At 37.7% G+C, this 20,757-nt stretch carries 19 protein-coding genes; 7 read left to right on the top strand and 12 right to left on the bottom strand.

The features are described from left to right. Window positions 1-8: 8 nt before the first annotated feature. The 4 genes from Q0954_RS04005 to Q0954_RS03990 form a co-directional block, all read right to left on the bottom strand. Window positions 9-1,037, bottom strand: a complete 1,029-nt coding sequence (locus Q0954_RS04005) for a hypothetical protein (RefSeq protein ID WP_299453933.1) — start codon at window positions 1,035-1,037, stop codon at window positions 9-11. Window positions 1,038-1,229: 192 nt separating this feature from the next. Further along, on the bottom strand, window positions 1,230-1,637 hold the full coding sequence (locus Q0954_RS04000; RefSeq protein WP_299453932.1) for a hypothetical protein: 408 nt from the start codon (window positions 1,635-1,637) through the stop codon (window positions 1,230-1,232). A gap of 313 nt (window positions 1,638-1,950) precedes the next feature. After that, entirely contained in the window at window positions 1,951-3,267 is a 1,317-nt protein-coding gene (locus Q0954_RS03995) for a lytic transglycosylase domain-containing protein (protein WP_299453930.1), read from the bottom strand. Window positions 3,268-3,572: 305 nt separating this feature from the next. Then, the gene (locus Q0954_RS03990; RefSeq protein ID WP_299453927.1) at window positions 3,573-4,073 is read right to left on the bottom strand and encodes an NADH-quinone oxidoreductase subunit A; all 501 of its coding nucleotides are present in this window, start codon (window positions 4,071-4,073) and stop codon (window positions 3,573-3,575) included. A gap of 207 nt (window positions 4,074-4,280) precedes the next feature. Here Q0954_RS03990 and Q0954_RS03985 point away from each other — a divergent pair, with 207 nt between their 5' ends. Beyond that, entirely contained in the window at window positions 4,281-4,445 is a 165-nt protein-coding gene (locus Q0954_RS03985; RefSeq protein ID WP_299453925.1) for a hypothetical protein, read from the top strand. 219 nt (window positions 4,446-4,664) lie between these two features. Here the strand turns inward: Q0954_RS03985 and Q0954_RS03980 are convergent, their stop codons facing one another. Next, the gene (locus Q0954_RS03980; protein WP_299453922.1) at window positions 4,665-5,087 is read right to left on the bottom strand and encodes a hypothetical protein; all 423 of its coding nucleotides are present in this window, start codon (window positions 5,085-5,087) and stop codon (window positions 4,665-4,667) included. 405 nt (window positions 5,088-5,492) lie between these two features. Here Q0954_RS03980 and Q0954_RS03975 point away from each other — a divergent pair, with 405 nt between their 5' ends. After that, a complete protein-coding gene (locus Q0954_RS03975) occupies window positions 5,493-6,749 on the top strand; it encodes a competence/damage-inducible protein A (protein ID WP_299453920.1) in 1,257 nt (418 codons plus the stop codon). Window positions 6,750-6,864: 115 nt separating this feature from the next. Here Q0954_RS03975 and Q0954_RS03970 read toward each other — a convergent pair whose 3' ends face one another. From Q0954_RS03970 to Q0954_RS03955, 4 genes are all read right to left on the bottom strand, one after another. Continuing rightward, window positions 6,865-7,164: a hypothetical protein gene (locus Q0954_RS03970; protein WP_045114480.1), complete on the bottom strand. Its 300-nt coding sequence runs from the start codon at window positions 7,162-7,164 to the stop codon at window positions 6,865-6,867. 361 nt (window positions 7,165-7,525) lie between these two features. Then, a complete protein-coding gene (locus Q0954_RS03965; protein WP_299453911.1) occupies window positions 7,526-8,743 on the bottom strand; it encodes an MFS transporter in 1,218 nt (405 codons plus the stop codon). An 84-nt stretch (window positions 8,744-8,827) separates the two neighbouring features. Continuing rightward, window positions 8,828-9,013, bottom strand: a complete 186-nt coding sequence (locus Q0954_RS03960) for a hypothetical protein (RefSeq protein ID WP_002701999.1) — start codon at window positions 9,011-9,013, stop codon at window positions 8,828-8,830. 288 nt (window positions 9,014-9,301) lie between these two features. Further along, entirely contained in the window at window positions 9,302-9,775 is a 474-nt protein-coding gene (locus tag Q0954_RS03955; protein ID WP_299453903.1) for a MarR family winged helix-turn-helix transcriptional regulator, read from the bottom strand. A gap of 450 nt (window positions 9,776-10,225) precedes the next feature. Between Q0954_RS03955 and Q0954_RS03950 the strand changes: the two genes are divergently transcribed. Beyond that, the gene (locus Q0954_RS03950; protein ID WP_299453902.1) at window positions 10,226-12,961 is read left to right on the top strand and encodes a tetratricopeptide repeat protein; all 2,736 of its coding nucleotides are present in this window, start codon (window positions 10,226-10,228) and stop codon (window positions 12,959-12,961) included. Between the two features lie 22 nt (window positions 12,962-12,983). On the opposite strand, the gene zupT is transcribed toward Q0954_RS03950, so the two are convergent. Beyond that, on the bottom strand, window positions 12,984-13,811 hold the full coding sequence (zupT, locus tag Q0954_RS03945; protein ID WP_299453899.1) for a zinc transporter ZupT: 828 nt from the start codon (window positions 13,809-13,811) through the stop codon (window positions 12,984-12,986). Between the two features lie 162 nt (window positions 13,812-13,973). Then, window positions 13,974-14,792 carry a CPBP family intramembrane glutamic endopeptidase gene (locus Q0954_RS03940; RefSeq protein ID WP_299453897.1) on the bottom strand — a complete coding sequence of 273 codons (819 nt, stop codon included), beginning with the start codon at window positions 14,790-14,792 and terminating at the stop codon, window positions 13,974-13,976. A gap of 152 nt (window positions 14,793-14,944) precedes the next feature. Between Q0954_RS03940 and Q0954_RS03935 the strand changes: the two genes are divergently transcribed. The 3 genes from Q0954_RS03935 to Q0954_RS03925 all read left to right on the top strand — a co-directional run bounded on the left by Q0954_RS03935 (window position 14,945) and on the right by Q0954_RS03925 (window position 18,580). Next, entirely contained in the window at window positions 14,945-15,625 is a 681-nt protein-coding gene (locus Q0954_RS03935; protein ID WP_299453894.1) for an ABC transporter ATP-binding protein, read from the top strand. Between the two features lie 125 nt (window positions 15,626-15,750). After that, window positions 15,751-17,346 (top strand): hypothetical protein, encoded by a 1,596-nt coding sequence (locus Q0954_RS03930; protein ID WP_299453891.1) that lies wholly within the window; start codon window positions 15,751-15,753, stop codon window positions 17,344-17,346. After that, window positions 17,318-18,580 carry a GDSL-type esterase/lipase family protein gene (locus Q0954_RS03925; protein ID WP_299453888.1) on the top strand — a complete coding sequence of 421 codons (1,263 nt, stop codon included), beginning with the start codon at window positions 17,318-17,320 and terminating at the stop codon, window positions 18,578-18,580. The genes Q0954_RS03930 and Q0954_RS03925 overlap by 29 nt, the downstream gene beginning before the upstream one ends. An 86-nt stretch (window positions 18,581-18,666) precedes the next feature. On the opposite strand, the gene Q0954_RS03920 is transcribed toward Q0954_RS03925, so the two are convergent. Beyond that, window positions 18,667-19,671 carry an NAD-dependent epimerase/dehydratase family protein gene (locus Q0954_RS03920; protein ID WP_299453885.1) on the bottom strand — a complete coding sequence of 335 codons (1,005 nt, stop codon included), beginning with the start codon at window positions 19,669-19,671 and terminating at the stop codon, window positions 18,667-18,669. Between the two features lie 105 nt (window positions 19,672-19,776). Between Q0954_RS03920 and Q0954_RS03915 the strand changes: the two genes are divergently transcribed. Beyond that, window positions 19,777-20,640 carry a bile acid:sodium symporter family protein gene (locus Q0954_RS03915; RefSeq protein WP_299453882.1) on the top strand — a complete coding sequence of 288 codons (864 nt, stop codon included), beginning with the start codon at window positions 19,777-19,779 and terminating at the stop codon, window positions 20,638-20,640. The last annotated feature ends 117 nt before the right edge of the window (window positions 20,641-20,757 follow it).

Genomic DNA, 20,757 nt, shown 5'->3' with positions numbered 1-20,757 from the left:
GATAATTCTCAGGAGTTAATTAATTCGGGATTGGTTTGTAGGTCTAACAATACAGGGATTTGCTCAGGATGAAAACCCAGCACTCCACTCATCAAAGGTTCGCCAGGCAGCGCACTCAGCAGATTTACCCAACCTTCTTGCATCAATATGCTTTTGGTAAACAAAAAATTCATCATTTCGTGGCGCTGATGTGCGTCTCGTCCCCCCATCAAAAACAAAAATGTTTCGCCAGTAGGCAAAAAGCCTTTAAAGTTTTGCCCAGTCACTCCACCCAAATCAGGGTATTTTTTAGCTCTTACAATGAGGTTTAGCAGAAAATCAGGGCGAATCTGGTTTACCAACGAGAGTATGAGCAAAGCCCTGTCTTTGATGCATAGTTGATAGTCATCAATAAATTTGGCATAAGCCGAGCCATTAGGTGTATGTTGAGGAGGTTCTGCCAAAAGAATATTTCTTGCTTTATAAAAGTCTCTCCAGTACTTCACTGTATCCTTTTGCTCTAAATTTTGCCTTACCAGGTCTATTTGTTCAATAGTCCAGGCATCGCTGTCAGTTTCAAACTCCTGCCAAGTAAAGTCTAAATGATAGTTTTTCGGAATATTGGTATGATCAATGGGCAGCCAAAACGATTGATAAGAACGCTCAAGGTAGATGTTAGAAAATCCTCTAGCTTTTTCATGTATACTGCCTTGCACCTCTACCCAATCGCCTTGAGTACTTATTAGCCTAAGATGTTTTTGGTCAGTGACATATACTACAGGCTCAAACGCATCGTCACCAGGTTGAGCATATACTTTAGTGGCTTTAGCCAATACTTCTGGTGCGTATTCACTAGATTTTGTGATAATTTCTGTATCGGTATGGGCGATAGAAAAAGATATTGGTTGATAAAAAAAGTCTTGCTGTTTTTTGTGCTGATGGCTGATAAAAAAATCATCTATCTTTTCGTGTTTTGCACATTCAAAAAAATCCCAACGATAACTCCATATTTGAGATAGCCAGGCAATGTCTTCTACTATATCGGTTATATTACTCATAGTATTACTAGCTTTAGGTAGGCCTATGAAGCTAAGATGGCTTCTATAAGACAATATACAATTTGCGTCAAAAATAACAGCAAATTGAATGCTTAAAAAAGTAAATGTTAACAAAAAAAGCCAGTTTTTGTAAACGATTTCAGGTTTACAAAAACTGACTTGAAAATATTATAAAAATATACTGGTGGTGCTTTACAAGCCATTTAGCCATTTAGTGCCTTCGGCCTCGGTAGGAAAAAACTTAATATTGAACTTACTCATATTTTTTACCGCAGTAGCAATGTACTCTCCCCCTATTTTAGCAAAAAAACTTGTAGAAGAAAGTACCCCAATATTGATATTGTCAGCAGGTAAGTTTTTCTTGGCTTTAGGAAACCATTTTGCAACTACCCAAGCACGTGCCTCAATACTAGCTTTTTCTATCTTACTCTGGTCTATAAACGCCTTACGTAGATTTTTTTCTGTAGCAATGCTCAACAGTGCATTCCAAATATTTTTATATTCATCAGTGGAAATTCTCCCGACGAAATACACATATACAATCCTATTATGAGCATCCAGGCGTACACTGCCATAAGATTCATTCAATATTACTTCCATGATGTGATGACTTTAATAAAACCTTAGTGATTAATCTGATATGAAGAATAATAATTTATACCTTTAAAATAACGACACAATAAATCCTTATTACCCCGCTTGTTCTCGCAAAAATACAATCAATTCTATCTAAAATAAAATGCATACTATTTTTACAATACAAGATATTATACATAAAATTCAACATTAACAAAAAAAATGCTACTCTTGATAACAAAAGTAGCATTGTAATAAAAATTAAATAAGCGTAAATCCAGCCTAAGCCAAACGAGTAAAATCAGTGTTTCAATTACCTTCAGAATCTAAGTATTTTTTACTTCTTTCTGGGTTTGAGCAATAACAATACTTGTCCTTCGCTCACTTGGTTTGAAGGCATTAAGTTCCATAAACGTATTTCAGGAATACCCAATTGATGCGTCTTGGCTATTTGCTCCAGCGAATCACCCGCTTTTACCACATGGTAACTCCTTAGACGACGGTCACGTTTGATTTTCTTTCTATCTGGAAAATACTTCACCTTACGCACTCTGTAATTCATGTTTCGGTTATTCACCTGACGGGCAGCCGTTAATATTTTGGTTTTATTTTTCTCATAAAATGCCTTTTTATTGGAAGGAATGCGTATCGGATAACCTTTCCAATGGGGTGTAAGTACTTGGCGTTTTAAGTGAGTATTCAACAAATGGATTTTTTCATAAGGCTCCTCAATCGCCTTGGCAAACTTTTTAAGGTCTACAAACTGCTTTACTATTACTACATCAGAAGATATAGCAGGTATAGGGTTATTTAGGGTAAGGTTATGGTTTTTGTAATAATGCAAAGTATAGCTCGCTGCTATAAAAGCGGGTACATAGCCTCTGGTTTCTTTGGGCAAGTACTTATAAATATTCCAAAAGTCTTTTTTAAATGGTTTACCTTTGAGTGCTGCTTCTTTTTTGGCTTTTTTTACTGCCTGAATCACCCTGCCTGGACCACAGTTATAAGCTGCCAGAGTAAGTTGCCAATCGTTAAAATACTTATTCATTCCCTGCAAATAACGACAAGCTGCATCAGTAGATTTATAAATATCCATTCGCTCATCTATCAGCCAGTCCTGACGCAAACCATAACTACTACCTGTGCTGGGAATAAATTGCCACAAACCAACTGCATTGGCAAAAGATTTTGCATTGGGGCGCAAAGCCGATTCTACAATGGGCAAATACTTAAGTTCTTCAGGAATACCGTACCGTTTGAGGGCTTGTTCGAACACTGGAAAGTAAAAACTGGTACGACGGAGTATTTCTTCGGTATACTTACGTTTGCGAATAGTGTACAAGTGTACCCAGCCCAACACATCTTTGTTGTAAGTGAGTTCAATAGCACTTTTTACCTTTGCTAAACGTGCCTTTACTTGATTTTCGAGTACGGGGGGCACTAGGTTTTTATTGGGCTTTTTAATAGTACTTTTTACGGATGTAGCTTCATTGTTTTTTTCCAAATATGCCGACAGTTTTTTTTCCAGCCCATCAGAAAATATGCTACCATCAAACGAAGTTCTTTCGGTTTGGCTGTAAACATTTGTCGCACCTGCCCACAGTGCTACTATTAAACAACCTTGTTTAATTGCTTTTTTTAAAGAATATTGCATAAATTTAACAACTTTATTTTTAATAATTATTTTAAGATAATTTAGGTTCATAATACCTGCCTTGGGTTTGCCATCAATAGTTTAAGTTATAGTAGGTAGTATGACAGTGTTGATCAGTAATGCTTATGCATTGATGAATACATTAGAATAATATATTCATGGTATAACATATATATAGTGTTCCTTTAATTATTTGACCAGGTAAGGCCATAGTTTTAGATTGGTACTTTTATAACGTATACGGCAAGGTTTTTATGATAAAATTTACGATATAAAATTGTACTAATTTTATATTTGACATTTCATTACTTCTGTACGCTTTCTCTTTTATTATACACTTGCCGATTTACCCTGTCATAAGCACTGCCAGGAATCTTAGATACATAATCCGAGTTTTTTTGTGCAGGACGTACCCAATCAAGATAACCTTTTGACCAGGCATACGCCAATCCTAGCACTAAAATGCCTACAAAGATTATAACCTCGATCAGCGCAAACCACCCCCATTGACCTTGAGTACCCTCAATAAGTTCTTTTTGCCCAAATACTGTTGCCCAGGGAAACAGGAATAAAATCTCGACCTCGAACAAGACAAACAATAAGGCCACCAAATAAAAACGAATATTGAAATGCCCCCATACATTGCCTACAGCATCTTCGCCACACTCGTAGGTCGTGAGTTTTTCAGGGTTGGGGCGGCTGGGGCGTAGTAGATAACTTACCAAAAAAGTAACTGATACAAATGCAACACCCCCTATGATAAAGAGGAGAATAATACCAAATTCTTGTATTTCAGGGTTTTGCATGGGTTTAAATTTAATAAAAATATCAGGTTTAGTAGCCTGACAAAGTTAGTAAATTTGATAAAAAAAACTAGTTTTCATTTTTTCGTGTAATATAAAAACAAGTTAGTTGCCCGATTCTTTGACATTACAGTAAAACTCTGTACTTTTGCATACTTTTTTTTGAAAATTTTTTCTGGAGGACATCCCCCTAAATGTGTTGAAAGCATCATGAACAAGAGAATAGCTAAAAAAATCTTAAAGAATAAAGACCGTGAAATCACCATAGAAAAAGGTGGTAAAGAAGTAGCTAAAAAAAGCTATCACTTAGCTCAAATCAAAAAAGCTGAGACGGTAATGCGTCGTTACGAAAAAAATCAGCCTAAAGGTGAGTAATACCTATCAGGGTTGCATTTGATATTGCCTGCAAACAGTGTTTGTAGGCTTTTTTTATGCTTTAAAAATTGTCTCCGCTTTAGCTCTCTTCCTCTTACTACTAGCAAAAGTGTTAGCTGAAGGTTGTATAAAAAAAATATAAGATATTTTTGAAGGTGAAGGAGCTTGAATGAGGTAGTGTAAGACACCCACCTCAAACTCTCCTGATATTTAAAGTATTTATATACTCTTTTTTTCTTTGAGCCAGTTTACTGCATCATTCATGCTTTTAAAGTTTTTATAAGTAAGCCTCCCCCCTTTCACTCTTTCTTCTAAATCTTTGCTTGACATCTGACTAAATATGTTTTCTGACAACAGTGAAGCTCCAAACTTCAAGCCTGCATCCATTGCTCTTGGAAACCAGTCTTCTTCCAACCAAACATTGGTTTTTCTATAAGTACCTTGCACCGAGGTTTTATCAGACAAAAATTTAGCAGTATTACAAGCTACAGCCGCTTCAATAATAGCGTCAGAGCCTTCCATTACAAACTGAGGGTTTATATAACCCATCCAATCAACTAATAAATAATCATCAATGGCATTATAACGAATTTTTAAATAAGTACGCCCGTGATCGGTAGTATATGTTCTTTCGTAATTCATTGTGTATATAGTTTTAAATTAAGCTCGTAATTATTGCAAAGCCTGATAACTTCACCCGTCGGTTAAGCTAGATTGGTCATTACGTGTTCAACACCTGTTGATACACCAATGGCAAATGAATGAAAATAGAAAAGGATGATTTGTAAGGTTGTTTGCCTACTATTGAAAAAGTAAAGACACTAATGGAAGAGGATGAGCTAAAGGAAGGAAAACTGGTATTGTTTTATTTATATCCATAAAAATAACAAGTAAAACTGTAAAATATACTGTATTTTTATTAAAAATATTACACAAGTTTTATTTAGAAACACTTACATTTATTGCCTTCAATTACTACAAGCCTTGTTATTAACAGGTTTTCCAAAATATTTACACACTTGTATTTCCCTTAGAAAACAACAACTTATGAATACAACTTTTGCTGAAATCATTACCATTGGTGATGAGATTTTATATGGTCAAATTACTGACACTAACTCCCAGTGGATAAGTGCTGAATTGGACAAAATAGGAGTAAAAACTATCAGAAAATCATCAGTGGGCGATGATGAAGCTCATATTTTAGACATTTTGAAAGAAGCCAGTCAACGAGCCAGTATAATTTTAATCACAGGAGGTTTGGGACCTACCAAAGACGATATTACCAAAAAAACACTGGCTAAATACTTTGGATCAAGCCTGGTCATTCACGAACCTGCACTTCAAAAAATTGAAGAGCTTTTCAAGGAACGAAACATCCCTATATTAGAAAGTAACCGCCAGCAGGCAGCCATTCCAGACAATGCTACTTATATTACCAATCGTTCGGGCACCGCGCCTGGTATGTGGTTCGAACACGAAGGTAGCGTGTTTGTATCAATGCCAGGGGTTCCACATGAGATGAAGGTATTGATGACAGAAGAAGTCATTCCAAGGATTCATAGTTTTTTTAATACTCCTATTATCCATCACCGCATGATTAAAACTTTTGGCAAGGGTGAGTCGTTGCTTGCCGACATTATCAAGGACTGGGAAGATAACCTACCCGAAAACATTAAACTGGCTTATTTGCCTCATTATGGGCATGTACGCCTGCGCTTGACTGGAGTAGGGCAAGATGAGGCTACAATAAAGCAGCAAATAGCAGATGAAGAAGCTAAAGTAACACCTTTGATTCACAAGTACATTTATGGTTATGACAACGATACACTGGAAGAAAACTTAGGCAAGCTATTGGTAGAAAAGGGCAAGACCATTGCTACTGCCGAAAGCTGTACAGGGGGTTTTCTTGCCCATTTGTTTACCAAAATACCTGGTAGTTCGCGCTATTTGTTAGGGGGCATTGTAGCATACAGTAACGAAATAAAAATGAGTCGGTTAGGGGTGAAAGAAGCAACACTAAAGGCACACGGTGCGGTAAGCGAACAAACTATTCGTGAAATGGCAGAAAATGTACGCGAAAAGTTTGGGACTGATATAGGGGTGGCAAGCAGTGGGGTGGCTGGACCAGGTGGAGGTTCGGAGGAAAAGCCAGTAGGCACTGTTTGGATTGCCTACGCAGATGAAAATGGTACTTATAGCAAAAAACTTATGCTTACACCTAACAGGCAACTCAATATTGAAATTACTGCAAATGTTATTCTTGACTTGGTACGCAAAAAACAACAAGGACTGATTCAATAGTGAATTCAGACCAAACAACTTCTTTAGCAACAAAAACTACTATAAAAAGAGTGCTTACAAGTCATTTTTGAATGGTAAGCACTTTTGTGCTGCTTTATTGATCGTTGATATGTCTCTAATTCAGCGAAAATGGAGGGATCACCAACATAGAAGCTTCATGGTGGAACATCAATTCGTGAATATGAAATTTCATATATTTGATAAGTGGGAAAGTGGATAAAACATCCATTACTTCAGTGCCCGACTTGGCATTAATGGTTACCCAAAGTTTAGAACGGTCTAGTGCCAACGAATAGCTGCTAATGGTACGGTTGCCCATCAGTTTATTAATCTTGAGGCGCTGTGCTGGAACCAAAGCCATAAAGTCTTCATCCAATTCTTCTGGCAGGTCGATATCTATCATGTATTGATTCATAGTGTTGGTATTTTATTGTTGAATATTGTCATTATACTTGTAAGCAGATGGTATTATAGATTTCTCAATTATTATTCAGTTTTTCTATTCTAAAAAATCTTGGCTGGAGTGTTTTTAATTATCATACTCTTATTACTTTAACTTAATTCTGAAACAGAAAGTTATGCCAATATTCAAATGATTTGTCAGATAACCAAGATTCTCACTGCCAAAATATTGATTAGCTTCAACTGAATTACCAAGCATAAGTAATCAGTATTAAACAAAGGAGGTTCTCAAGCTATAAAATCATAAAAAACTGTTTATCAATGTATTACTATTCATATTCCATCACTTAGCTTCGTCTCCTCTAAAAACCTCTTCAAGACATCACCCTGTCTTTTTTCAGCCGTTGCTTCCATTTTTTGTCACGACTCATGAGGTTTCGGTTACTCAAAATAAAGCCCAGAGCCAATATCAACATGAATAATCCACCAACTCCAAAAGCTGTAGACAGTGACCACCTCAAAGCAATTGGTTCGCTGATGATAGGAGAAAAGAACTGTCCTATGAATACTGCCATTGTAAGCCCACCAATCAAACGCCCTCTGATTTTTGCTGGAGCCAGTGACATTAGCCACAAACTAGGATTAGGCATCAAGAGTCCCATACCCAAACCACTAAATACCATTCCTGCCAATATAACAACATACCCTTGCGCCAGGCTCACTAGGCTAAAACCAATGCCTAACAAGCCAAAAGCAATCGCATAGATTTGCATATAACTTAACCTTTTTTTCAGTTGTTGATAACTAGCCGAGGTAACGGCTCCCATCATTGTACTTACCACTATAGCAAGCCCAGCCAAGGAGCTTTTTTCTATATGTAAGCTTTTGAGCAAAAACGGAAGCTGCACAGGTATCATATAAAACAACAACATGCTTAAGAAGGTAATGATGTAAATAAAGCCTATCAAAAACTTAGGATAAACAGTTTGGTCGCTATTTATTTGTCCTATTTTTTTATCAACAGTTTTAACCGGTTCAATCAGGTAGGTATAAGCAAGCGGCAATACTACCAATGAAAAGAAATACAAGGCAAAAGGAAAACGCCAGTTGAGATCTGCCAAGGCGCCGCCACTTCCGACAAACACCATTCCACCAAAAGCCATAAATGCTCCTTGCATGCCCATAAACCGATCCCGCTCCTCTCCTTCCAGATAGTCGGCAATAAGCGTAGTTGCTGAAGTCATGACGCCTGCTACTGCTACACCTAACAAAGCCCTGCCTGCCAGTATACTATATAAATCGCTGAAGTACAACCCAGTAGTACCACCTAAGGCATAAATTATCAAACTTATGAACAACAACTGAAGGCGCCCAAACTTATCAATTATAATTCCTACCAGCGGCGATACCAAAGCAATCATTAAGGCAGGCAAAGTGAGTACCAACTTAGACAAAAAGTCTGCATGGGGCGTATTGGCAAACACTTCGCTCATTTTGGGCAAAGAAGGAGCAATAGTGGCTCCTGACATTACCGTTAAGCTACTCGCCAGTAATAAAACCAGCTTGACTATATTTTTATTTTTCAGTAACATATATTTAAAACTCTAACAATAGTTGATATATCAACAGTATAATCTAATAAAAACCCGACAAACCGTCGGGCAATGTTTTAAATACTAGCTAGAGCACCCTATACAATCAATTTCACTATTTGCGGGCTTTACTCCATTCAGTTTCATTTCAAGATTATGGATTTGATCTCTAATCTCCATATCTTCAAAAAGTTTCCCAGTAAGTTGGGATTTCAGTTCTTCAATCTCACCACTTAATTTTACTTTTAAATCTTCTGTCAACTGTTCCATAGAGTAATAATTATGAAAGTTTATAAACAATTTGTAGTTTAATAACGCTGATATTCAGGATACAGAAAAATTGGCTGGTATCTATATTTAAAAAATTTTATTTGTCAAACTTATTAGTTCTCCCTATATACCTCGAATATTTCTGCAAAACATCACGTAATCTAAGGTTTTACACAGCGTTTTGCAAAAAATCAGCCTAAATATTTAGCCAAAAATGGCTTATCATTTACAATGCTCTACCAATTCATTGTAGGCTTTGGTTATATTTTCAATTTATTTGCCTTGAGTTTATGGTTTGGGATCAAACCCTCTTCTGCATGCTTCAAGGCAATTTTTAAAGACTTGACGTAACACATTTTTACAGTTTTCAAGGTCTGCATGATCTATGTTTTGTTGTAAATCAGTCAGCGTTTTTTCTGCTATTTTACTCAACTCTGCTTTTACCTGTTTCCCTTCGTTTGTTAAGTAAATCAGCTTGTTACGTCGATCGTTCTTATCAGAAATTCTCACCACAAGGTTTCTTTTTTCCAAACCGTCTACCAAACGGGTAATGCTTGCTTTATCTTTGCCAACTTTACAGGCAATCTCTTGCTGATTGAGCCCGTCATCATTCAAAATTTGTAACAATACAATCCATTGCTCGCCTGTAACATTGAACCCTGCCTGCAAAAAATTTTGATTGAGTTGATGACTCATTGCACGGGCAGTATGATTAACCAAGTACCCTAATGAGTCGTCTAAATTATAAGATTTATCCGACATAATATTTAGTTGCATTATCAACTATTGCAAATGTATTGCATTTAACTTAAAAAAACAACGTGCAATTTAATATAAGCTTATACAGCATTTGTAAAAGGTTCAAAAAATAAGTATTATTGTTTAGAGCTTGTTTAAAATTCAATGATTAGGCTTTTTACGCGATTTTTCTGATTATATTTTGTCAGATGTTTCAGCAATAGCTAGGCTATTCCTTCAAAATCTGACGCATCTAATCCAAAAACTCATCATAAAACCTCCTATAATCGAAAATTTAAACAAGCTCTTATATTCATGTTGAATGAATCAGGCTATTGATTATTTTCCGAAATAACCTTACGTGTTAAGGAAACACTGAATTGTTGATTTGTATATCCAACTTTCACCCATTCATATCTTGTTGTTAAGGTAAATTGTTCAGGCAAGTTTCAGGTTTTATTTACTACCATTTTTATGCATCGTTGGTCTATCTACATATTACTCTTTTGTTGCCTGATTTGTGTCTCTACCTACACTGCTGTACATAGTCAACCACACACTGTACCAAATGATACTACTCAAATAGCCCAGCTCAACCAACAAGCTCTAGAGTCTTTGACAAACCAACAAACGCATTTGGCGCTTCGTCAGGCACAACAAGCACTGCGTTTGGCACAAACGAATAGTCATAGACAAGGCAAAGCACAAAGTTTGTTCATTTTAGGTAAAATAAGTCATCACCATAAAAAATTTGCCACCTCTCTCAATTTTTTTCTTAAAGCCAAGGCAGCCTACCAAACCCTTCACCAACCATCTAGTATAGCTCAAGTATATTACGAAATTGGTAACTTATACCTTCATTGGCAAAGCCCTACCAAAGCTCTTCACTATTTTCGGCAAAGCCGTGACCTTATCACAACTCAACACTATAACGCTGACCTGATGCGTGAAGTGCTGAACAGCACAGGGCAAGCTTATTGGCGAATGGAGTTATACAAAAAAGCATCAGCCATGTACCAGCAATTATTGGGTATGCAAAGTAGTGAGCCAGCAAAAGAACGCCTGCGTACCCTTAAAAAACTGGCAAAAATACATAAACAAACCAAAGCTTACCATATATCGTTGGCATACGAACAATTAATTTTAAAAACTCAGGAAGAAATAGAGTCTGCCACAGAAAAAGCAATTACGTTAAATAATATTGGTTTTTTGCACAAAAAATTAAACCAACACGCCAAGGCAATCAACGCTTTCAAACAGTCGCTGGTTTTGTATAAAAGAGCACATCAAAAAAGTGAGGTAAAGGGTTATAAAAACTTTTGCGCTCTATTACTCACTAATATAGGCATTACCCACAACCTGTTACAAGAGCCACAACAGGCTCAAAAATATTTTATGGAAGCAATGGAGTTTAGGCAACAAACCGGGGATGCACTAGACATTGCCCGCTTACACAATCTCATTGCTACTAACTATTGCATTCAGGGGAGCCCAGATCGAGCACAAGAATATTTGCAAAAAGCTGTGAAGATTGCAAAAGCCCAACAGAATAAAGAGGTTTTACAGAATAGCTACAAGGTCTTTATCAAAATTTACGAACAACAAAACAGACCAAAAAAAGTAAAAATTTATTACAAATTGCTGATACAATTAAAAGAAGAGATAGAAGTAGAAAACCGTCAAAAACTAAAGGATTTGTATACCCGGCAGCTCACTATTGACCAAAAAGAAGCAGACTACCAACTATTGCTCACTGAGGAAGAAAAACAGGCTTCGCTCAACCGTCAATTACAGCTTGAAAGTGAAAAGAAAGAACAAAATTTGGCGCTTAAAGCTTCTGAACTGTCACTGCTACGCAAAGATCAAGAGTTGCAACAATCGATACTGGCCAACGAATTATTGGAAAAAAACAAAGTAAAACAATTGCTTTCACTGGCAGAGCAAAGGTTGTATACCGAAGAACAAAAACTGCTGATAGACTCACTACGCAATAATAAAAAACTTCAGAAACTTGCATTGGAACGCCAACAAGCTCAAGACAAAGAGCGACAACAAACAATTGCCTTGCTTGAAAAAGACAGAAAACTTAAGCAACAGGTATTACACGAAGAACGGGCATTGAGGCACAATACACTGATAGGAATGAGTGTATTGTTGATGATTATTCTGGCAGCGATTTATCAGATACGTAAGCGCAATAAAATGTTGAAGCAACGTAATGCTATGATCAAAAAGCATCAGCAGGAGTCACAACAGTTTGCCAATAAGTTGATGAAAATCAATGAAAGGTTGAAAAACAAAGAGAAAGTACTTAAGGCTACCAATGCCAAACTAGAGCAGCAAAACCTTGAGATAAAAGCACATAACTTTATTTTAAGTGATACAATAGATGAGCTGGGGCGTAAAAACCAACATATCCAAGATAGCTTACATTATGCCAAACGTATGCAAGAGGCAATGTTGCCCTACAAAGCTGAAATGGATGCAGTATTTCAAGAACATTTCGTAATTTTTAAACCCAGAGAGATTGTATCAGGTGACTTTTACTGGTTTGCGTCAGTAAAGCCCAAAAAAACCAGTCAATCACTGGTGTTGCTCCCACCTTTGCTTTTGTTTGCTGTAGTAGATTGTACTGGACATGGAGTACCAGGAGGTTTTTTAAGTATGATGGGGTTTGCACTTCTCAACGAAATTGTACACATAGAGAAGGTATTGGCTCCTGCCCAAATACTGCAAAGGCTGGATACAGAGTTACGCCAGAGCCTAAAACAGGAAAATAGTGCAAATAATGATGGAATGGATATTTGCCTTTGTACGCTGGAAAAAAATAAAGAACAAGGGCATACCCTGAGATTTGCTGGTGCCAAGCGTCCTTTGTATTATGTGTTGCCTCAAGCACCTAATGAACTCATACAGTTACCAGCAAACCGCTATTCAATTGGCGGCAACAAACGCTATAAAGAATTTGAACAACATTGTTTGCAATTGCCTCAAGCCTCTATTTTATATTTATCAACCGATGGAATGATTCACTTACCCAATGCTCGACGCCGTAATTTTGGCTCACGCCGTTTTAAAAAAATGCTGGCGCATTATGCCCATTTACCTTTGGTAAAGCAACGTCAGGCTATTACTGCAACACTGAACGACTTTCAGAAAAATGAGCAAGAACAACGCGATGATGTTACATTGGTAGGAGTAAAGGTTTGACCAAATGAGCTTGGTTGCTTTGTCAAACAAACAATATCAAACTCAAAGCCATCACCATCATTCCGGCAATCATTCCATAAATAGACAAATGGTGCTCGCCATATTCGCGGGCAGCAGGCAACAACTCATCTAATGAAATAAACACCATAATACCAGCAACCCCAGCAAATAGTACCCCAAAAGTAACATCATTGAAAATGGAATAAAAAATGAAGTAACCCACAATGGCTCCCACCGGCTCGGCAAGTCCCGATAAAAACGAGTACCGAAAAGCCTTCTTTTTGTCATGGGTCGCAAAATAGATAGGTACTGAGACAGCAATGCCTTCAGGAATATTGTGAATGGCAATTGCCACTGCAATAGGTATACCCAAGGTAGGGTCTTTGAGCGCTGCGGCAAAGGTAGCGAGTCCTTCCGGAAAATTGTGAATAGCAATAGCCAAGGCAGTAAAAACGCCTACTTTGTACAAACTCTTCCTGTTTTGGTACTCCTCATCTTTTTCTTTGTCGTCTATGTCTTCTACTTTGATATTTTCGTGGGGATTTTCAAAATGAGGAATCAACTTATCAATTAAAGCAATGAGTAGCATGCCGCCAAAAAAAGATACTACTGTAATGATGTACCCCATTTTTATTCCTAAATCTTGGGTAAGTGCATCTTTAGCCTTGACAAATATCTCGACAAATGATACGTAAATCATTACTCCAGCAGAAAACCCAAGCGCTATTGATAAAAATTTAGTGTTGGTGGTTTTAGAAAAGAAAGCCATTGCACTACCTATTCCAGTAGATAACCCGGCAAAAAGAGTCAGCCCAAAAGCAAACCATAAATTACTGTCGCTCCAATCCATTATACAAATTATTCAAATACAACAACAAATTTATAGGTTATTTTTAGTCTATCCTAAAAAATTTTTATGTTTTAACTAAATGTGTCACTTGCTTTACTTATTTTAGAACCTGTCTAAAAATCAATTGATTTATTTTTAAAAGTAAAAAAAGCGTTGATAAAGTTACTTAAACAATAAGCCTTTGTGCCACAAAGCGAGCAAGTCCATCGTAATAGCCACCCCATAATGCAACAACACCCCTAACCAAACAGAATTGTTCTTCAGACTAAAAGTTCCTAATACCAGACCTGCTGCAATTGCTCCTAGCGTTTCGGGCAAAGGTTTGCCAAAATGAATCATACAATAGGGTAGCATGGCTACCCAAATACTATAGATTCCCAACTGTTTTTTGATTCCATGTAGCATAAACCCACGAAAGAAAAACTCTACTGCCACAAACTGCAGTAAGTACACCAGTTGCCATAAGATAAAGTAACGTTCCCAGGCAACTTCATTGGGCTGAGGTTGATAAAAGGGATATTTGGCAAGAAAAACCGGAGAGGATGAGACTACCCATACTATGGGCAACATGCATAGCAAACAAGTGAGATAGATGAGTATATCTTGACGGGTAGCACGCCACTGCCAACCAAAGTCTTTGAGTGGCTTTTTGAGCCACCACCTGATATATGCCAAAGGCACCAGTAAAAAAAATACTATAGTAACCATTGACCAATACACTGTTTTTATCCACTGGGGGTGGGCATGGGTTTTCAGCCAATATTTTAGTTGATTGCTCAATGGCAGACTTATGTTTGCCAACGATTTAATTAAATAACTGAGGCTGCTCCAATACTCGGTAAACACCAAACATAATATTGCCAAGGTCAGTATTCCAATGGTTTGATTATTTAAACTAACCACAGGCATTTTAGGGACGGCTTCTTGTGATACCTTTTGAAAGGTGCTCAAAAATATCTTCCGCCAGAGTTTTTTCAACATAAGGAGCTATTAAAAAATGAGGCAATTATTTTTCACTAAATGAAGCAAAATTGTTAAAAAATCTTTTCTCAAACCATCAAAGTTTACTTTAAGCTCATTCCTTGCAAATAATCTCGTACTTTGCAGACTTAAAACAGATTTTGCACAAAAAAATGATTGAAGCCAAAAACATTAATAAATCTTACGGAGATAAGGAAGTCTTAAAAGGAATAAATCTTGCAGTAAAAAAAGCTGAAATTATATCTATTGTGGGGCGCTCAGGGGTAGGCAAAAGCACGTTATTGCATATACTCAGCACACTGGATGTACCCGACCAGGGCGAAGTAATAATGAATGGGCAAAACATTAACTTATTGCGTGGACAAAAACTGGCAAAGTTTCGTAATGAGCACATTGGCTTTGTGTTCCAGTTTCATAACCTTTTGCCCGAATTTAGTATTCTGGAAAATGTAAGCTTACCTGCTTTTTTGGCAAAAAAACACAAAAAAACCACTGAAGAACGAGCATTGGAGTTATTAAGCTTGTTGGGCGTGGCGGAAATTGCTCATAAAACTCCAGCACAAGTATCGGGCGGAGAGCGACAAAGAGCAGCCATTGCACGAGCTTTGATCAATGCTCCTACAGTGGTATTTGCTGATGAACCCAGCGGAAACCTGGATACTGAAAACTCTCAAGAGTTGCATAAGTTATTTTTAAAACTTCGAGAAGAATTTCAACAAACTTTTGTAGTAGTGACCCACGATGAAAACCTTGCCGAACTTGCTGATCGTAAGATAGTAATGGTAGATGGGCTCATTGTAAACAATGATAAACACTCGAATAAAGAGCATTGAACTAAACAAATACAATATAACTAATTGATTATCTGAGCCTTTTAACAAAGTATTAGCACTTCAATAATTTGTAAAACTCAGCATATTTTGCTTTTTTTGCAGCTTGATTTAGTGCGTTTAAATCTATGATAAAGCCTACTCGCATATTAATGCTGATGGCATACGTAATTGCCATACTTGCAGCTGTTTCACTTTTGATGCCTAAAGAAGTGAAAATAAGCGAAAAACAAGTCATTCGATTCCCTCAAGCCTCTGATGTTCTGCCTGCCAACCAACCAACCTATAAAAACATAGACAAACTTACAGACCAGTTTGATACATCAAACCCTAAAAATACAGGAGGTTCAAAACAAAATAGCCATAGTAAAACCGCACAAGGCAATGATAGCATAAAGTCTCAGGATTCTACTAAAAAAAATACCCAAGCTTACCGTCCTCCTGACTCATTGCGCTTAAAACCTGCACTAAAAATACAATATCCAGAGGGACAAGATAGTTTACTCTTCCCGTTTTTCAGAGCTTTGACCTCGTTGCAGGAAAAAACAGCCACTCGATTGGTACGAGTGTTGCACTATGGAGATTCACAATTAGAGGGTGACCGAATTACTGCATTTTTGCGTGAAAAGTTTCAGCAACAGTTTGGTGGTGGTGGTGTAGGTGTACTAGACATTGTGGATAAGCTCCATACCAAAACTTCTTTTTATCAAAAGGCAAATAGGCGCTGGATCAAAGCTTCTATTTTTGGTAGAACCTTTCGCCGTACCAATTCTAAGTATTATGGTATATTGGGCAGTTATTATCGTTTTTTGAATCCTGCTACAGGATATAATGAATTCGGTGAAAATGAGTATAATTTTTCAACGCCACAACCGTTATTTAGAAAAGCAAGTTACATTGCTAAACCACTGAAAACTACACAGATAGCTGCATCTGTATCTTACAGAGCGCTGGCATCGGCTACTCCTAAGCAAAAAGCTGTTCAAAATATCAAAATACTTTATAGAAATCAAAAAGCCCCATTTGAGCTGAGAATCAATGTCAAAAACGATTCCTCAATCAGGGTAAAAGTTCCTGTATCAGATGAGTTCAATTATTATCAGCACAAGCTGACCAAACCACTGGAACAGGTACAAATTAAAGTTGTTGGCACGCAAAGCCCTCAAATTTATGGGGTTGCCTTAGATGCCAACCAGGGTATCACTTTTGACAATATACCTCTCAGGGGTAGTTCAGGAGTAGAGTTTACCCGTATCCAACGCGAACATTATCGCAAGTTAATCCGCAAAATGAATGTAAAGTTCATTGTGCTTCAGTTTGGTGTTAACATTGTACCACATGTACTTACTAATTATGAATGGTACGAAAAAATGTTTTACCAACAGTTGAAATTCCTTAAGAGCCTTGATCCTGAGTTAAGTATCTTGGTTATTGGAGTTTCTGACATGTCGCGGCGTACTGCCGGAGGATATACAACATATCCAAATGTACCCTTGATTCGAGAAGCCCAGAAAAACGCTGCTTTCAAAGCAGGTTGTGCTTTTTGGGACTTATATGAAGCAATGGGTGGCAAAAATTCAATGCCTAGCTGGGTTTTTCATAAACCAGCCCTGGCAAACCGAGATTTTACTCACTTTACAGGCAAAGGAGCATTAATTGTCTCTGAAATGCTGTACAAAGCCATACTTTCAGAATATGACAAGTTCTATCAATTATATCGTTAGTTTATACATCAGTCTTTGGGCATCTTTTAATTATCAACATCTGGCTAAACTGCCCAACACACCTACAGTAGAGCGAAAATACCCGTTTGTACGCTATGATTACAACCAGGTATATAAACCCCAACAAGGAAAGGCTTTTAGTCATTTTTACCAGGCATTGGATGAATACCTGCAAGATAAGCGCCGCAAAGTCAATATTATGCATATAGGTGACTCTCACCTTCAGGCTGACTTCTTGTCTGATCAGGTACGAAAACATTTCAAATATCAACCTCATTTTGGACTTGCCGGACGAGGCTATGTTTTTCCACACTCTATGGCTAAATCTTATGATCCTCACACTTATAAAACTACCTATTCAGGTAAGTGGTCGGGCAGTTGGGCAACTAACTTTGCCAAGCATGCCTCTTGGGGTATCAGTGGTATGGTAGCTTCTACCTATGATCAAAACGCACGTTTTACAATTAATCCAAACCGCCAGGGACATAAATACAGCATTAATCGGGTCAAGGTTTTTTATAATACGCGTAACCGTTCTTCTTTTCAGGTAAAGCTAATTACCACGCACGAGGTTCTATCACCCCAAAGAATTGTGGCAGATGGTTATGTAGAGTTCCTGTTGAAACACCCAGTAAGCAAAGTAACTATAGCCATGAACAAGAACCGCCCAGGGCAAAATTCATTTGTATTGGAGGGAGTTTCGTTAGAAAATAATGATAAGGGAGTCATTTACCACTCGGCTGGTGCCAATGGTGCTACTGTAAAATCATTTTTGCGTAGCCCCAGAGTAGTAAATCAAGTAAAAAGTATTCAACCTGATTTGGTAATTATTTCGTTAGGTACCAACGATGCTTATACTCATCGTTTTAATGCTCAACAATTTAAGCGTGATTATAGCATTTTGATTGGGCGTATCAAAAGAGCAGCTCCCAAGGCCTCTATTTTACTTACCACTCCCGGCGACTGCCTATATCGAGGGCGTAAGAACTACAGTAATAACTATGCTGCCCGTAAGATTTTTGAACTTGCCGAAGAGATGGATTGTGCTGTATGGGATATTTATACTATTATGGGTGGATTGGGCTCTATCAAAAAATGGGGACGTTATAAATTATCAAGCCGTGACTACATCCACTTGAGTGGTAAAGGATACCGTTTACAAGGCGACTTGCTTTACCAAGCATTGATTCAAGACTATAGAATGCATGCTTTAAAAATGGTGGACATGAACTAAAGAATAGCTGACTTTTGTATAAAAAAGGTTGAGCAAGGCAAAACTGCCCCGCTCAACCTTTTTTATTGATATTTTTCATACACTTCTTATTCCGACTCCTGGGTTTGTTTTTCATTATCTACCAGGCTTTTTTCATAAGCAATGGTTTTGTCTATGCCTATGATATAAGGTACGCTTTCTTTGTAACCTAACATGTCACGTATTTTCTGAGAGTTTACTACCAGGTGTTGCCCATAGTCATACTCATCTTTAGTAAGCTCTTCTTCAAACTCATTGGGGGCATCACTGATAATGTTTTGTTTTACTGTAATAATCTCCCCCTTCCAGCCAGTAAGCGCCTTGAGCAATTCAATAATTTCAAACTGGCTATAAGTTTTAGCAGCTCCCACATTAAATACCTCATTACGAGCTGCAGGTTCACTAATCGCCAAATCTATTGCACGTACGGCATCCTTTACATACGCTCTTGTCCACCGCCAATGGGCTTTGTGTTCGGGTATTAATATTTCAGTTTCTCCAGTAAGCATTGGGCGAATGTACGCTGACAACTTTTTGTGGGTATCATGCTCACCATACAAAGCCGCCATTCGCAAAATGGTGACATCTATGTTACCATTGCCCAATAAGGTTTGCTCTACCTGAATTTTTTCATAGTCATACATGAGATCGTTAAACTGCTCAGGCTGACGATAAGGAAACATTTTGGTTCTTAGCTCACTTTTTTCATTGAGTACACCGGGTATTACAGCCTCACCACTTCCGTGAAAAATCTGATAAGCTTTGTATACATCAGCACTACTCAACGCAATGATGTGAGAAGTAATTCCTTGAAAAACCTCCAATAAATCTTCAGCATCTTGCTGACTATACGGAATGAGGTCAACGACTACATCGGGTTTGAAAAGCTCAAATTGAGCCCGATAGTTTTTCAGATGCATACGGTTGCCCTGTATAGTGAGTACACCCTGTGGCAACTCAAATGTGGGGGCATTACGGCTAAACAAAATTAACTGATTGTGTTCTTTGTTGAGCTGCTCTATCAAATGCCGACCGATAAACCCTGTCCCACCTATCAATAATATGTTTTTCATAATCGTTTTGTCATTATTTTGTTAACTTGCTCTGGCTGGAGAGTAAACCAAAAGTCACTCTCTATTTGTTCCAAGGCTCATTTATATTACATACTCAATTTACTTATGTCTAATCTTGTTTTCAAGGTATTTTTACCTTTGGCACTCGCCTTTATTATGTTTGGCATGGGGCTTACCCTTACCCTGGCAGATTTTAAGCGAGTGATTTCGCTCCCCAAAGCTACGGCTATAGGGTTAATCAATCAATTAATTTTGCTTCCTTTATTTGGACTGTTGGTGGTAAGTATCTTTCCACTTTCTCCTGCACTCACTGTAGGCTTGCTTTTGCTTGCTTTTTGCCCAGGTGGGTCTACCTCCAACATGATCTCTTATTTGGCTAAAGCTGACGTGGCTTTGTCAGTAACCCTTACTGCCATCAGTAGTTTAGTTACAGTAATTACAATTCCGGTATTTATGGGGCTGGCAATCAACAAGTTTATGGGCGACGAAACCTCTCTCAATGTGCTGGGCATCATACTCCCTATGTTTGCCATTGCCATTGTCCCAATAGCCATTGGCATGTTTATCAAAGCCAGATCAAAAGCCGTTGCCAAATCAATAGAAAAAATACTTGCACCTTTTTCTATTGGCTTTTTTATATTCATTATAGCGGCAGCAATTTATAGCAATCGGGCTAGTTTTTTTACTCAACTACGCCAGGCAGCAGTGCCAGTGCTGTTGCTTAATGTAGTAATGATGGCTTTTGGGTATTTTTCGGCAAGAATATTCAAAGTAAATGTACGCCAGAGTTTTACTATTGCTCTCGAAACAGGCATTCAGAATGGTACACTCGCCATTACTATTGCTGCTTCGGTATTGCATAATGCCGAAATGGCTACCCCTGGGGCAGTATATGGCTTGTTGATGTTTTTTACTGTGGTTCCGGTGGTGCTATTTGCCCGCAAAGCTTCAAGGGGAATAAAAGTTTGATTTTTTTAGCTATTTGACACACATCAGTTCTAAACCTGATTTATATCATAGAATTGCTCAATAAAAAGTAGCTACTTGCACTCATTAAAAAAAGAAATCAAAAATATTTAATCCTTA

This window comes from uncultured Microscilla sp., assembly GCF_947493425.1.
Taxonomy (GTDB): Bacteria; Bacteroidota; Bacteroidia; order Cytophagales; family Microscillaceae; genus Microscilla.
This window is presented reverse-complemented; position numbering and strand designations above follow the sequence as displayed.